Source organism: Burkholderia stagnalis (genome assembly GCF_902830275.1).
Classification (GTDB): Bacteria; Pseudomonadota; Gammaproteobacteria; order Burkholderiales; family Burkholderiaceae; genus Burkholderia; species Burkholderia stagnalis.
In genome coordinates this window covers 18228-33521 of sequence record NZ_CADESW010000040.1, presented here as the reverse complement: position 1 = coordinate 33521, position 15294 = coordinate 18228, and the positions used below count along the sequence as shown (strand labels likewise).

Here is a 15294-nt window from a genome sequence, read left to right as displayed (position 1 = left end):
AAGCCCAAGCCCAAGCCCAAGCCCAAGCCCAAGCCCAAGCCCAAGCCCAAGCCCAAGCCCAAGCCCAAGCCCAAGCCCAAGCCCAAGCCCAAGCCCAAGCCCAAGCCCAAGCCCAAGCCCAAGCCGAAGCCGAAGCCGAAGCCGAAGCCGAAGCCGAAGCCGAAGCCGAAGCCGAAGCGACAACGGCATCCGCCCGTGCGTTCGACACGGAGGGACGCCGTTGTCCGGTTGCGTCCCCGTCCATGACGGTGGGCGCGCGTGCTGCGGGTACCGCGCATCGGCGCCATTGCCGATGTCTTTCCACCTTTCAGCAATATCCGGGCCAGCTTCGTCGGGCGCGCGGCGGCCTCGCGCGCACCGGTGCGATGCCGCATGCGCGTGCGCGATTCACCGTCCGCGTGCACCGCGACGCCGCACGGCGGCAGTGCTGCATCGCACTACAACTGTGCCTCGCTGCCTCACGACGCGTCGCTGACCGAGGTCAAATTGCCGGCTCCGGGCCGTTCGAACCTGCCGCAAACCGCCCTGCGACGGGATTCTTCCCGGCATGGCACGGCGCTTGCGTAGTGTCGATCGAGCCAATCAACGGCGATTGGCCTGCAGCATCGATTACCGACGTGCCCGGCGACGGGCTTCTTGGGCAACGGCGTCCTTCGCATCGGGTCACGACAGGTGACCGGATACGCAGGACGCCGTTTTTGTTTGGTGAATGAGCCATGACCGATAAAGCTACCCGCATCGATCTCTTCAGTTTCCGCACGGCGCCGATGCGCGCGTTCCATCTGACGTGGATGGCGTTCTTCGTCTGCTTCTTCGCGTGGTTCGCGTGCGCGCCGCTGATGCCGCTGATCGCGCGCGAATTCCACCTGAGCGCCGCGCAGGTCGCGAACATCAACATCGCCGCGGTGGCCGCGACGATCGTCGTGCGGCTGATCGTCGGCCCGCTGTGCGATCGCTTCGGCCCGCGCCGCGTGTATGCGGGGCTGCTCGCGATCGGCGCGATCCCGGTGTTCGCGGTGTCGTTCAGCCATGACTACCTGACCTTCCTGCTGTGCCGGCTCGGCATCGGCGCGGTGGGCGCGAGCTTCGTGATCACGCAGTACCACACGTCGGTGATGTTCGCGCCGAACGTCGTCGGCACCGCGAACGCGACGTCGGCCGGCTGGGGCAACGCCGGCGCGGGCGCCGCGCAGGCGTTCCTGCCGCTGCTCGTCGCGGCCGCGCTGATGCTCGGCGTCGGCGATGCGTCCGCATGGCGCGTCGCCCTTGCCGTGCCGGGCATCGCGATGCTCGCGATGGCGTGGGTGTACTGGCGCTATACGCAGGATTGCCCGCAAGGCGACTTCGCCGCGCTGCGCCGCCAGGGCGTGACGATCGACAGCGGCAAGAAGGGCGGCTGGGCGAGCTTCGCCGCCGCGTGCGCGAACTACCGCGTGTGGATGCTGTTCGTCACGTACGGCGCGTGCTTCGGCGTCGAGGTGTTCATCCACAACGTCGCCGCGCTGTACTACGTCGACCACTTCCACCTGTCGCTGAAGGACGCGGGCTTCGCCGCGGGCCTGTTCGGCGTGCTCGCGCTGTTCGCGCGCGCGCTCGGCGGCTGGCTGTCGGACAAGGTCGCCGCGCGCCGCAGCCTCGACGTGCGCGCGACGCTGCTGTGCGCGCTGATCGTCGGCGAAGGGCTCGGCCTGATCTGGTTCTCGCATGCGAACGGCGTGGGCATCGCGCTGGTCGCGATGCTGACCTTCGGCCTGTTCACGCACATGGCGTGCGGCGCGACCTACGCGCTCGTGCCGTTCATCGACCGCAAGGCGCTCGGCGGCGTCGCGGGCATCGTCGGCGCGGGCGGCAACGTGGGCGCGGTCGCGGCGGGCTTCCTGCTGAAGGGCGTCGGCGACGTGCAGCAGACGCTGAGCCTGCTCGGCCTGATCGTCACCGTGTCGGCGCTGTGCGCGATGGCGGTGCGCTTCAGCGAAGAACACAAGGCCCGCGAGGCGGCGCTGCGCGAAAGCGCGCTGGCCGCGGGCGGCATCGCAAACTGATCGTTCGAGGACACCCATCATGAAACTCATCGTCATCGGTCACGGCATGGTCGGTCACAAGCTGCTCGAATGCGTCGCGGCGCAAGCGCCGGGCGCGCTGCAGGTGACCGTGCTCGGCGAGGAGCCGCGCGCCGCATACGATCGCGTGCACCTGTCCGAATTCTTCTCGGGCAAATCGGCGGACGACCTGTCGCTGGTCGCGCCGGGCTTCTTCGCGGATCACCCGCACATCGACCTGCGCCTGAACGCCCAGGCCGCGTCGATCGACCGCGGCGCGCACACGGTCACGCTGGCGTCCGGCGAAACGCTCGCCTACGACAAGCTGGTGCTCGCGACCGGCTCGCGGCCGTTCGTGCCGCCGGTGCCGGGGCGCGAGCGTGCGGACTGCTTCGTGTACCGCACGATCGAGGATCTCGAGGCGATGCAGGCGTGCGGCGCGCGCGCGAAGCGCGGCGTGGTGGTGGGCGGCGGCCTGCTCGGCCTCGAATGCGCGAAGGCGCTGCGCGACATGGGGCTCGACACGCACGTCGTGGAGTTCGCGCCGCGCTTGATGGCCGTGCAGGTCGACGACGGCGGCGGCCGGATGCTGCGCGCGAAGATCGAGGCGCTCGGCGTGACGGTGCATACCGGCAAGAACACGCTCGAGATCGTCGACGGCGAGGAAGGCACGCACCGGATGGCATTCGCCGACGGCACGCATCTCGACACCGACATGATCGTGTTCTCGGCCGGCATCCGCCCGCGCGACGAGCTGGCGCGCGCATGCGGGCTCGACCTCGGCCCGCGCGGCGGCGTCGCGATCGACGACGGCTGCCGCACGAGCGACGCGGACATCTACGCGATCGGCGAATGCGCGGCGTGGAACGGCATGGTGTACGGCCTCGTCGCGCCGGGCTATGACATGGCGCGGGTGGTCGCGAAGCAGCTGGCGGGCGAAGCGGCATCGTTCGCCGGCGCGGACCTGAGCACGAAGCTGAAGCTGATGGGCGTGGACGTCGCGAGCATCGGCGACGCGCACGGCGCGACGGCCGGCAGCCGCACCTACCAGTACGCGGACGAGCGCAAGCAGGTCTACAAGAAGCTCGTCGTGTCCGACTGCGGCAAGTTCCTGCACGGCGCGGTGATGGTGGGCGACGCGGCCGAATACGGCACGCTGCTGCAGATGATGCTGAACCGCGTGGAGCTGCCCGAATCGCCGGAGTTCCTGATCCTGCCCGCGCCGGACGGCGCGGCGAAGCCCGCGCTCGGCGTCGACGCGCTGCCTGCGGCCGCGCAGATCTGCTCGTGCAACAACGTGTCGAAGTCGCAGCTGTGCGCGGCGGTGCGCGACGGCGCGACCAGCATCGGCGCGCTGAAGTCGTGCACGGGCGCGGGCACGTCGTGCGGCGGCTGCGTGCCGCTCGTCACGCAGGTCATGAAGGCCGAGATGAAGAAGCAGGGCCTGGCCGTCAACAACCACCTCTGCGAACACTTCGCGTATTCACGCCAGGCGCTGTTCCACCTGATCCGCGTCGAGCGCATCACGACGTTCGACGCGCTGCTCGCGAAGCACGGCCATGGCCTCGGCTGCGACGTCTGCAAGCCGGCCGTCGCGGGCATCCTCGCGTCGTGCTTCAACGAGTTCGTGCTGAAGAAGGAGCACGCGAGCCTGCAGGATTCGAACGACTACTACCTCGCGAACATCCAGCGCGACGGCACGTATTCGGTCGTGCCGCGCATGGCGGGCGGCGAGGTGACGCCCGAAGGGCTGATCGCGGTGGGCCAGGTCGCGAAGAAGTACGGCCTCTACACGAAGATCACCGGCGGCCAGCGCGTCGACCTGTTCGGCGCGCGCGTCGAGCAGTTGCCGCTGATCTGGGAAGCGCTGATCGCGGCCGGCTTCGAATCGGGCCATGCGTACGGCAAGTCGCTGCGCACCGTGAAGTCGTGCGTGGGCTCGACGTGGTGCCGCTACGGCGTCGACGATTCGGTCGGCCTCGCGATCGACCTCGAGAACCGCTACAAGGGCCTGCGTTCGCCGCACAAGCTGAAGTTCGGCGTGTCGGGCTGCACGCGCGAATGCGCGGAGGCGCAGGGCAAGGACGTCGGCATCATCGCGACCGAGAAGGGCTGGAACCTGTACGTGTGCGGCAACGGCGGGATGAAGCCGCGCCATGCGGAGCTGCTCGCCGCCGATCTCGACCGCGACACGCTGATCCGCTACATCGACCGCTTCCTGATGTTCTACGTGCGCACCGCCGACCGGCTGCAGCGCACCAGCGTGTGGCGCGACAACCTCGAAGGCGGGCTCGACTACCTGATCGACGTCGTCGTGCACGACAAGCTGGGGCTCGCGGCCGAACTCGAAGCGGACATGAAGCACGTGATCGACACGTACGAGTGCGAGTGGAAGCGGGCCGTCACCGATCCCGAGACGCGCAAGCGCTTCCGCCATTTCGTGAACAGCGACGCGCCCGACGCGAACATCGCCTTCGTCGAGACGCGCGGCCAGATTCGCCCGGCGACGCCGGACGAGCGCACGCGCGGCAAGCGCGTCGACATTCCGGTGGCGGTCGAAACCGAAACCGTTTGAGCCGTGTTCATCGTCGGCAAGGAGAGCATCATGAACGATCGTCTGCCCCTGTCCTGGACCCGCGTGTGCGCGATCGACGAGATCGTGCCGAACACCGGCGTATGCGCGCTCGTCAACGGCGAGCAGGTCGCCGTATTCAACGTCGCGCACGCGGACGGCGGCGTGTTCGCGATCGGCAACGTCGACCCGGCGTCGCAGGCGGCGGTGATGTCGCGCGGCCTGGTCGGCAGCCTCGGCGAGCGGATCGTCGTCGCGTCGCCGCTGTACAAGCATCACTTCGACCTGCGCACCGGCGAGTGCCTCGAGGTGCCCGACCAGTCGATCAGCACGTATCCGTCGCGCATCGAGGACGGCGTCGTGTGGGTCGCGGCCTGACGCACCCGGAGCCGCCATGACCGCGACGAACGTGAAGAGCGTGTGCCCCTACTGCGGCGTCGGCTGCGGGATGGTGCTGCACGTCGAGGAGGGCGAGGTCGTCAAGGTGTCCGGCGACCCCGACCATCCGGCCAACTTCGGGCGGCTCTGCACGAAAGGCTCGTCGGCGCACGTCGCGCTGCGCAAATCCGGGCGGCTCGAGGGCGCGTTCGTGCGCGACGCGCGCGAGGACGACCTCGTGCCGCTGCCGGTGCGCGACGCGATCGCCGAAACCGGCCGCCGCCTGCGCGCGGTGCTCGATGCGCACGGCCCGGACGCGCTGTCGTTCTACGTGTCCGGCCAGATGTCGATCGAGGCGCAATACCTCGTCAACAAGCTGGCGAAGGGCTTCGTCGGCACCAACCGGATCGAGTCGAACTCGCGCCTGTGCATGGCGAGCGCGAGCAGCGGCTACAAGCTGTCGCTCGGCGCGGACGGCCCGCCGGGCGCGTACCAGGACTTCGATCGCGCGGACCTGTTCTTCGTGATCGGCGCGAACATGGCCGATTGCCACCCGATCCTGTTTCTGCGAATGATGGACCGCGTGAAGGCCGGCGCGAAGCTGATCGTCGTCGATCTGCGGCGCACCGGCACCGCGGACAAGGCGGACCTGTTCCTGCAGATCCGCGCGGGCACCGATCTCGCGCTGATGAACGGGCTGCTGCACCTGCTGCACGCGAACGGCAGGACCGATGCCGCGTTCATCGCCGAATTCACCGAAGGGTGGGACGCGATGCCCGCGTTCCTCGCCGACTACACGCCGGAGAAGGTCGCGGCGATCACGGGGCTGGCCGAAGCCGACATCCGGCTTGCCGCGCAGTGGATCGGCGACGCGCCGGACTGGATGAGCTGCTGGACGATGGGCCTCAACCAGAGCACCCACGGCGTCTGGAACACCAACGCGATCTGCAACCTGCACCTCGCGACCGGCGCGCTGTGCCGGCCCGGCAGCGGCCCGTTCTCGCTGACCGGCCAGCCGAACGCGATGGGCGGGCGCGAGATGGGCTACATGGGGCCGGGGCTGCCGGGGCAGCGTTCGGTGCTGTCGGACGCGGACCGGCAGTGCGTCGAGGATCTGTGGCAGGTGCCGCGCGGCACGCTGCGCACCGAGACTGGCAGCGGCACCGTCGACCTGTTCGAGCGGATGGCGGCCGGCGAGGTGAAGGCGTGCTGGATCATCTGCACGAACCCGGTCGCGACGGTGCCGAACCGGCGGAACGCGATCGCCGGCTTGCAGGCGGCCGAGCTCGTGATCGCGCAGGACGCGTTCCTCGACACCGAGACCAACCGCTATGCGGACATCCTGCTGCCGGGCGCGCTGTGGGCCGAGGGCGAAGGCGTGATGGTCAACTCCGAACGCAACCTGACGCTGATGCGGCAGGCGATCGCGCCGCCCGGCGAAGCGCTGCCCGACTGGCGGATCATCGCCGGGGTCGCGCGCGCGATGGGGTTCGGCGACGCGTTCGACTACGCGTCGGCCGCCGACGTGTTCGACGAGATCGTGCGCTTCTCGAACCCGGCGACCGGCTACGACCTGCGCGGCGCGAGCCACGCGGCGCTCGCCGACGCGCCGCTGCAGTGGCCGTGCGCGCCGGGCGCGGCGTACGAGCGGCGCAACCCGGTCCGCTACCTGAACGACGGCGTGAGCCAGACGCTGCGCACGGCGGCGGACGGCAGCACGCCGCGCCTCGCGTTCCCGACGCCGTCGGGCAAGGCGCGGTTCTTCGCGCGGCCGCACGTCGCGCCGGCCGAGCTGCCCGATCGCGAATTCCCGATCGTGCTGAACACCGGGCGGCTGCAGCACCAGTGGCACACGATGACGAAGACGGGCAAGGTCGCGATGCTGAACAAGCTGAACCCGCGCCCGTTCGTCGAACTTCATCCGGAGGATGCGCAAGCGCTCGGCATCGCGGCGCAGGACAGCGTCGAGATCCGCTCGCGGCGCGGCCGCGCGGTGCTGCCGGCCGTCGTGACCGATCGCGTGCAGCCCGGCAACTGCTTCGCACCGATGCACTGGAACGACGTGTACGGCGACGACCTGTGCATCAACGCGGTCACCCACGATGCGATCGATCCCGTATCGCAGCAACCTGAGCTGAAATGTTGCGCGGTCGCGCTGAGCCGGGTGGCTGCGGCGCCCGCCGCGCACGCGGACGACGACACCCCGCAGCGCGGCGCGGCCGACGCGGCTGCCCGGCCGGCGACCGCGCACGGCGCCCCTGCGTTCGAGGAACTCGACATGGCTGACATCGATGCTTTCGCCGCCGCGCTCGGCATCGCCGATACGGCGCCGCCGCCGCTCTCCGACGCGGAGCGCCTGTACGTCGCGGGCTTCGTGAACGGCCTGCGCAGCGACGCCGGCCGCCGCGCGGGCGGCGTGCCCGTGCTGCCCGCGGGCGCACCGCTCGCCGCGCCCGCGCGCCTGTGGCTCGACGGCATGCTCGCGGGCCTGTTCAGCCGCACGCTGCCGGGCCACGGCGAGCCGGCCGCGCAGCTGGCCGCCCCGCGCGCCGACGCCGACGCGGCCGCCGCGCCGGGCGGCGTGCGGATCGTGCGCACGCGGCCGAAGGTCGTGCTGCTGTGGGCGTCGCAGACGGGCAACATCGAATCGCTGACCGAGGATTACGCGACGCAGCTGATGAACGCGGGCTTCGAGATCCGCACGACCTGCATGGCCGACTATCCGGTCGCGTCGCTCGCGAAGGCGCAATACGTGCTGCTGATGACGAGCACGTTCGGCGACGGCGATCCGCCCGACAACGGCCGCGAGTTCTGGGACGCGCTGCGGGCCGACGGCGCGGCGCGCCTCGACGGCGTGCGCTTCGCGGTGCTCGCGTTCGGCGACCGCAACTACGACCAGTTCTGCGGGTACGGCCGCCAGCTCGACGCGCGGCTCGCGGCGCTCGGCGCGGCGCGGCTGTTGCCGCGCGTCGATTGCGACGTCGAGTTCCAGGCCGACGCCGACCGCTGGCTGGAGCGCATCGTCGCGCGGATCAAGGAGGAGGACGCGGCGCTGCACGCGGTGCCGGCCGAGGGGATGATTCCGTCGGGCGCGCTGCCGACCAAGGCGCACCCGGCGCCGTCGCGGCTCGTCGCGAACCTGCGGCTCAACCGGCCGGGCGCGGCGAAGGATACGCGCTACGTGTCGCTGTCGACCGAAGGCGCGAACCTCGAATACGAATCCGGCGACGCGCTCGGCGTGTGGCCGACCAACTGCCCGGCGCTCGTCGATGAATTGCTCGAGATCACCGCGCTGAAGGCCGACACGCCGGTGACGGTGGCCGGCGTCGGCGACGTGCGGCTCGGCGACGCGCTCGCGCGGCATCTCGACATCACGCGCCCGCATCCGGACGCGCTCGCGTACATCGCCGCGCGCAGCTCGAACGGCGCGCTGAAGACGCTGCTCGCCGACGAGCGCAAGGCCGACCTGAAGCACTGGCTGTGGGGCCAGCAGCTCGCCGACGTGCTGCACGAGTACCCGGTCGAGCTGTCGGGCGCGGAGCTCGTCGGCATGCTCAAGCGGATGCAGCCGCGCCTGTATTCGATCGCGTCGAGCCCGCACGCGCATCGCGAGGAGATCCACCTGACGGTGTCCGCCGTGCGGTATCACAACGGGCGGCGCGCGCGCAAAGGCGTCGCGTCGACGTTCCTCGCGGATCGCGCGGACGACGGCCGCGTGCCGGTGTTCGTGCAGAAATCCGCGCATTTCCGGCCGCCGGCGAGCGGCGACGTGCCGATCGTGATGGTTGGCCCCGGCACCGGCGTCGCGCCGTTTCGCGGCTTCCTGCACGAGCGCCGGGCGCGCGGCGCGCGCGGGCGCAACTGGCTGTTCTTCGGCGAGCAGCATGCGCAGACCGATTTCTACTATTGCGACGAGCTGACCGGGATGCGCGACAGCGGTTTCCTGACGCGGCTCGATCTCGCGTTCTCGCGCGACCAGGCGGACAAGGTGTACGTGCAGGACCGCATGCGCGAGCACGGCGCCGAGCTGTTCGCGTGGCTCGAGGAGGGCGCGCATTTCTACGTGTGCGGCGACGCGGCGCGGATGGCGAAGGACGTCGATGCGGCGCTGAAGTCGGTGGTGGCGGCGCACGGCGGGATGTCGGATGACAAGGCGGGCGAGTATGTCGCGCGGCTGGCGAAGGAGCGGCGGTATGTGCGGGATGTGTATTGAGTGGCTGGCGTGGCGGCGTGTCGCGCGGGTTTGGTTTCAGGGTGTCGGGGGGATGCGCTTCGTCGGGCGGCTTTTGATGGCGGTTCGTCAGCGAAGGACGGTTACGATCCTGTCCGTCCAGGTACGGTAGCCACGGATGCCTGACTGCCGGCGAGCATCCTGTTCGCCCGGCGCACGAACACCCAGTGCCAAATCCAGAAGAAAACCGCAACTGCGCTGGCGATGGCGCCGATGGTATTGGGTATCAACGAAAGAACCTGGGCAAGACACCACCCGATGCCGCTGATCCGACCGAACGAGCGCAAACCCGACAGAGCCGGATTGATACGAGACTCCACTTCCAGGGACTTCGCAACGTTGGACACGATGAAGAAGTCCTCGATGAAGTTGTATGGCAAGAGGAACATGAACCAGACGCTGTTGGGTTCGGCCACACGCGATCCTCGGTCGACCGATTTCAGGGTGGTCCTGAGGTCGCTCGCGTAGGCATAGACCAGCGCCAGGAAAACCGCGATGACGACGATGCCGCCGATGGGCCCAAGCATCTCCATTTCGCCGAGAACGCCTCCGTCCTCTGTGGGATGGATAAGGGGATAGGCGAGCCCAAAGGCGATGGGGATGCTCAGAATGGCTTTGAGTATGGTCCGTGCGGTTGTGCTCATGGGTATCGGATGGAATAGGCGCGTCGTCACCGGCAGCATAGCGAACGATCCTCCTCGCTGTGCGACTTTGTCATGGTGTATGCCGCCTTCTCTCGCGACTCCAGCCGAGTTGCGGGTCGCGCCGCCCGGACGACCGCGTTCATATTCTTCCCGGCCGGCCGCGGCCCGTCACTACGCGCGCACGGCCCCACGCGCCATCCGTTTCGTGTATCGATCGCGCGCCTGATTTCCCGATGAGACGGATTCGATTCAATCTGAGACAAAACGAAATTCCTCATCGCCGCGATCGCGTTTAATCTTCATCCATCCGATTAACTCTGCTGCTATCAAGAATGATGCGGCGACAATCATGATGAAACCTCTGCGAATTCAAATCGCAACTTAATATCTGAAGCGAATTCCCCCGACCGGCCAGAACGGCGCGGCGGCGCACAAGCGTCGCGGCGTCGTCGCACGCCCGCGGCGGCTCTCCGGGCGACGTCCGGCGCATCGACCATGCAATTGCAAGGCCGATCGCCGCGATTTCGGATCGAGAAAGCAGAGCATGTATTTACAGGGTCGATTTCAAATCGACCTCGGCGGAGTATTAATCGCGTTTCTTGAAAATGATTTCACGAGTCGAATGTCTGACATGAAATTGCAATGACGTTGTGAGCCCTTAACCTGAAACACAGAATAGGACGAACTACCATGGCCTTTCAAAGAATTTCAGCCGATTCGCATATCGACCTGCATTGGCTGCCGTCGGATCTGTTCACGAAGAACGCCGTGCCGAGCCTGAAGGAGCGGATGCCGTTCGTGGTCGAGGCGGAGGATCCGTACTGGACGAACAAGAAGAACACGTGGCTCGGCTATGTGTGCGGCTTCGGTCCGTATGGCCAGAAGTACGTGCCGGGCAGCAACGCGAAGATCGACATCATGGCCGCGACCGGGCTCTATCGCGACGCGGCGAACGGCCGGCGCCGCGTGAGCGACCCGGTGCTGCGTCAGGAGGACATGGACCTCGACGGCGTGGACGCGGACGTCGTGTACGGCCTCGCCGCCGAAACGCTGATGCGCATGGAGGATCCGGAAGCCGCGATCGAGATGTGCCGCATCTACAACGACTGGCTCGTCGATTTCTGCAAAGGCTCGAACGGCCGCCTGTACGGCCTCGCCGCGTTGAACGATTCGAGTGTCGACGCCGCGGTGGAGGAAGTCCGGCGCGTGGCGGAATTCCGCCGCTCGGGCATCGTCGGCGTGAACCTCGCGATGAGCCGCGAAACGCGCCCGCTCTGGCATCCGAGCTGGGAACCGCTGTGGCGCACGATCGCCGAGTCGGGGCTGCCGCTTCACATCCATTGCTTCCGCTCGCTGCCGCTCACGCTCGAGGAAATCGACGTCGAGGGCCAGGCGAAGCGCGCCGCGTTCTTCACGAGCGTGACGGGCTTCCAGATGAGCCTCGTGCATCCGCTCGCCGCGCTGATCGGCTCGGGCGTGCTCGAGCGTCATCCGAACCTGCGCGTCGTGCTCGGCGAGAGCGGCATCGGCTGGCTGCCGTACGTGATCGAGCGGATGGACCACGAGTTCAAGGGCCGCTTCCAGGATCTCGAACTGAAGATGCTGCCGAGCGAATACTGGCGGCGCCAGTGCAAGGCGTGCTTCCAGACCGACCGCATCGGCTTCAAGCTGGTCGAGGATCTGGGCGTCGAGACGCTGATGTGGGGTTCCGACTATCCGCACTCGGACGGCACGTGGCCGGAGTCGCAGAAGGTGTTCGCGGAGCAGTTCAGCGTGCTGCCGGACGACGTCGTGCGCAAGATCACCTACGAGAACGCCGGCCGCTTCTACGGCATCCTGAAAGACTGAGGTCGACCAACCCGGGGGCAGCATGATCAAGATCTACGACTGCACGTTAAGGGAGGGCGCCCAGGCGTCGGGCGTCTCGTTCTCGGTTCGGGACAAGCTGCGGATCACGGAACTCCTCGACGACATGGGCTTCACGTACACCGAGGGCGGGTGGCCCGGCTCGAACGAGAAAGACACGCGCTTCTTCCAGGAACTCAAGGCCTTGTCGCTCAGGAAGATCAAGGTCGTTGCCTTCGGGCGCACGAAGCGCGCGTCGGTCAGGGCCGAGGACGACGCGAGCCTGAAGGCGCTCGTGCGCACGGGCATTCCGCACGGGCACATCTTCGGCAAGGGCTGGGATCTGCACGTCAGCGAAGTGCTCGGCATCTCGCCGGAGGAGAACCTCGAGTCGGTGTTCGACTCGATCCGGTTCCTGAAGCAGCACATGGAGGAAGTGAGCTTCGGCTTCGAGCATTTCTTCGATGCGTACAAGGAGAATCCGGCCGGCGCGCTGAAGCTGATCGAAACCGCCGTGCAGGCCGGCGTCGACTGGATCGACCTGGCCGACACGAACGGCGGGTGCTTTCCGCACGAAGTCGCGTCGATCGTGTCGACGGTCACGCGTTCGTTCGACATCGAATTCGCGGTGCACTGCCACAACGACACGGGCTGCGGCGTCGCGAACACGATCGCCGCCGTGCAGAACGGCGTGAAGATCGTCGAGGGCACGGTGAACGGCTACTCGGAGCGCTGCGGCATGGCCGATCTCTGCACGGTCATTCCGAATCTCCAGCTCAAGCTCGGCTATCCGATCCTCGAGCCCGGCAAGCTGCAGCAGCTCACGCGCCTGTCGCAGGAAGTGGCCGAACTGCTGCAGGCCGAGCGGCCGACGTTCCACCCGTATGTCGGCTCGCTCGCGTTCACGCACAAGGGCGGCGTTCACGTCGACGGCTACCTGAAGCATCGCCGCACCTACGAACACATCGACCCCGCGCTGGTCGGCAATCGCAGCGACATCGTCGTGTCGGAAGTGTCGGGCAAGAGCAACCTGAACAACTTCCTGCGCAAGCACCGGCTCGATCACCTGTTCGCCGACGCCGACGTCGACGGGCTCGTGCGCCTGGTCAAGGAGCTCGAGCACGCGGGGTTCGAGTTCAACTCGTCCGAGGAGTCGCTCGTGCTGATGCTGCTGCGGCACGTCGGGAAGACGAGCCCGCGCATCCAGGTGAACCGCCTGTCGGTGCGGTCGGTCGACGAAGCGTTTCCCATCGCGAGCCGCATCGTCGCGGAGCCGGCCGGCGGCCGCGCAGCGTTGCCGCTGCCGGGCGGCGCGCCCGACGCGAGCCTGATCGAGTTCGACGGCGACTTCGATTTCGCGGTGAGCGGCGACGATGCGCTCGTCGGCGAACGCGTGCAGTTCTCGCTGTCGGCCGCGAGCGCGTCGCTCAGCCATCTCGTCGAGCGGCTCGTGTCGCGCTGCGGCGAATTCTTCCCGGAGCTGGCGGGCACGCGGCTGGTCGACTTCAGGATTCGCGCAATCAACGACCGGCCGCAACGCGTGCGCGTCGTCCTGGAGTTCACCGACGGCGTGCGCACGTGGAAGATGGCCGCGGTCAATTCGAGCGTCGCGAACGCGACCGTGAACGCGACGCTGGAGGCGCTCGAATATCGGTTGTGCGTCGGCGATATCGGCACGTTCGTGCCCGACGCGCTCGACGCGCGGCAATCCGCGCTCGCAGACAACGGGAGGTAGCATGTGCGGCATCACAGGCTGGGTGGACTGGCAACACGACCTGCGCGAACACGTGCCGACGCTGCGTGCGATGACGGCCTCGCTCGTGCATCGCGGCCCCGACGGATCGGGGGAATGGGTGACCGCGCGCGCCGCGCTCGGCCATCGCCGGCTGTCGATCATCGATCCGGCGAACGGCGCGCAGCCGATGGTGCGCAACGCACGGCAGCGCACGTTCGCGATCACGTACAACGGCGAGCTCTACAACACGCCGGAACTGCGTCGCGAGCTTGAAGCGCGCGGCTGCCGCTTCGAGACGCGCTGCGATACGGAAGTGCTGCTGCACGCGTATATCGAATGGGGCCCGGCATGCCTCGACCGGCTGAACGGCATCTTCGCGTTCGCGGTGTGGGACGAGACCGACCGGCGCCTGTTCCTCGCGCGCGACCGGGTCGGCGTCAAGCCGCTCTTCTTCGCGCGGCTGGACAGCGGGCTCGTGTTCGGCTCCGAAATGAAGGCGATCCTCGCGAACCCGCGGGTGTCGCGCGAGGTCACGCTCGACGCGTTCCAGGAGCTGCTGTTCCTGGGGCCGGCGCGCACGCCGGGCGCCGGCGTGTTCCGCCAGATCGAGGAGCTGAAGCCGGGCTGGTGCCTGACCTGCAACGTGAACGGGATCGAGTCCTGGCCGTACTGGCGGCTCGAAAGCCGCCCGCATGAAGACGGCTTCGACCGCACCGTCGAGCGCGTGCGCGAGCTCGTCGTCGATGCGGTGACGAAGCAGCTCGTGTCCGACGTGCCGATCGGCACGATGGTGTCGGGCGGGCTCGATTCGAGCTCGATCACCGCGATCGCCGCGGGCTCGTTCAAGGAGGCGGGCGCCGGCGCGCTCGACACCTATTCGATCGACTTCGTCGACAACAGCGCGCACTTCAAGCCGACCGACTACGTGCCGGACGAGGACGCGCCGTGGGTCGAGAAAGTCACCGCGCATCTGCACACGCGCCACCATCGCGTGATGCTCGACACGTCGGACCTGATCTCCCATCTCGGCGACGCGATGCGCTCGCGCGACCTGCCCGGCATGTGGGAAGTCGATGCGTCGCTGCAGCTCTTTTGCCGCGAGATCAAGAAGCACTCGACCGTCGTGCTGTCGGGCGAGACCGCCGACGAGATCTTCGGCGGCTATCGCTGGTATCACCAGGCGAGCGACTACGAGGTGGAGCGGTTTCCGTGGGTCCGGCTGGTCGACGGCCGCCAGCGGCTGCTCGCGCCGGCGATCCGCGACCGGATCGATCCCGGCGCGCTCGTCGCACGGCATTACCGGCAGACCGTCGCGGAATGTCCGCCGCTGCCCGGCGAGTCGCCCGGCGAGGCGCGCCGCCGCCAGATGTTCTACATCAATTTCACGCGCTGGCTGCCGATGATGCTCGACCGCAAGGATCGCGCGAGCATGGCCGAAGGGCTCGAGGTGCGCGTGCCGTTCTGCGATCACCGGATCGTCGAGTATCTGTGGAACGTGCCGTGGAGCATGAAGAACGCCGGCGACCGCGAGAAGGGGCTGCTGCGCCATGCGATGCAGGGCATCCTGCCCGACGACGTGATCTGGCGTCCGAAGAGCCCGTTCCCGACCACGCACAACCCGCGTTACCTGCATCAGGTGCGCGCGCTGCTGGTCGAGCGCCTGCGGCAGCCGTCGTCGCCGCTGCGGCCGCTGCTCGACATGGCCGAACTGGAACGCGTGCTCGCGTCGCCGGACGACGAAGCACGGGACCGTCACTGGTTCGGCATGTATGCGAAGGACGCGCAGTTCCTCGCGTATCTGTATCAGATCGATCTGTGGATGTCGGAGTACCGCGTATCGCTCGTATGAC

General features: G+C 68.0%; 10 protein-coding genes. 9 read left to right on the top strand and 1 reads right to left on the bottom strand.

The genetic code is table 11. The annotated features are described in order from the left end of the window. From HWY45_RS36650 to HWY45_RS35350, 6 genes are all read left to right on the top strand, one after another. On the top strand, positions 1–246 hold a 246-nt coding region (locus HWY45_RS36650; protein WP_208450113.1), incomplete at its 5' end, for a hypothetical protein. Positions 247–258: 12 nt separating this feature from the next. Next, a complete protein-coding gene (locus HWY45_RS35370; protein WP_150999425.1) occupies positions 259–567 on the top strand; it encodes a hypothetical protein in 309 nt (102 codons plus the stop codon). 149 nt (positions 568–716) lie between these two features. Then, positions 717–2042, top strand: a complete 1326-nt coding sequence (locus HWY45_RS35365) for an MFS transporter (RefSeq protein ID WP_059884803.1) — start codon at positions 717–719, stop codon at positions 2040–2042. Positions 2043–2061: 19 nt separating this feature from the next. Beyond that, the gene (nirB, locus tag HWY45_RS35360) at positions 2062–4614 is read left to right on the top strand and encodes a nitrite reductase large subunit NirB (protein ID WP_059884804.1); all 2553 of its coding nucleotides are present in this window, start codon (positions 2062–2064) and stop codon (positions 4612–4614) included. Positions 4615–4644: 30 nt separating this feature from the next. Further along, entirely contained in the window at positions 4645–4989 is a 345-nt protein-coding gene (nirD, locus tag HWY45_RS35355) for a nitrite reductase small subunit NirD (protein ID WP_059565732.1), read from the top strand. Positions 4990–5005: 16 nt separating this feature from the next. Further along, positions 5006–9202 (top strand): bifunctional nitrate reductase/sulfite reductase flavoprotein subunit alpha, encoded by a 4197-nt coding sequence (locus tag HWY45_RS35350; RefSeq protein ID WP_059884807.1) that lies wholly within the window; start codon positions 5006–5008, stop codon positions 9200–9202. Between the two features lie 101 nt (positions 9203–9303). On the opposite strand, the gene HWY45_RS35345 is transcribed toward HWY45_RS35350, so the two are convergent. Then, positions 9304–9864, bottom strand: coding sequence for a hypothetical protein (locus HWY45_RS35345; protein WP_081069900.1), 561 nt, complete (start codon positions 9862–9864; stop codon positions 9304–9306). Between the two features lie 690 nt (positions 9865–10554). Between HWY45_RS35345 and HWY45_RS35340 the strand changes: the two genes are divergently transcribed. The 3 genes from HWY45_RS35340 to asnB are packed head-to-tail and all read left to right on the top strand — an operon-like array spanning position 10555 to position 15293. Beyond that, positions 10555–11712, top strand: a complete 1158-nt coding sequence (locus HWY45_RS35340; RefSeq protein ID WP_059565706.1) for an amidohydrolase family protein — start codon at positions 10555–10557, stop codon at positions 11710–11712. Between the two features lie 22 nt (positions 11713–11734). After that, entirely contained in the window at positions 11735–13444 is a 1710-nt protein-coding gene (gene cimA, locus HWY45_RS35335) for a citramalate synthase (protein ID WP_059884810.1), read from the top strand. Between the two features lies 1 nt (position 13445). Next, positions 13446–15293 carry an asparagine synthase (glutamine-hydrolyzing) gene (gene asnB / locus HWY45_RS35330; RefSeq protein WP_059565708.1) on the top strand — a complete coding sequence of 616 codons (1848 nt, stop codon included), beginning with the start codon at positions 13446–13448 and terminating at the stop codon, positions 15291–15293. The last annotated feature ends 1 nt before the right edge of the window (position 15294 follow it).